Genomic DNA, 210 nt, shown 5'->3' with positions numbered 1-210 from the left:
AGAGAGCCACAAATATCGCATATCCGAATTCGCCAAGAGTGTTCAACAGACATTCTGGCTACAGAATTTCTTGACGACCATAGAGCATTGGAACCACCTGATCCCATCCCGAACTCAGTAGTGAAACGATGCATCGCCGATGGTAGTGTGGGGTTTCCCCATGTGAGAGTAGGTCATCGTCAAGATTCATTTCGCAAAACCCCTATCTGC

General features: G+C 47.6%; 1 rRNA gene. It reads left to right on the top strand.

Annotated elements, in window-relative coordinates:
• The first annotated feature begins 69 nt into the window (after nucleotides 1-69).
• A 5S ribosomal RNA gene (gene rrf / locus ACLEJU_RS28815) occupies nucleotides 70-185 on the top strand.
• Nucleotides 186-210: the final 25 nt, after the last annotated feature.

The organism is Pseudomonas sp. SMN11 (assembly GCF_052041945.1).
GTDB lineage: Bacteria > Pseudomonadota > Gammaproteobacteria > Pseudomonadales > Pseudomonadaceae > Aquipseudomonas.
The sequence above is the reverse complement of the archived record's forward strand: the minus strand, read 5'-3'. Positions and strand labels throughout refer to the sequence as shown.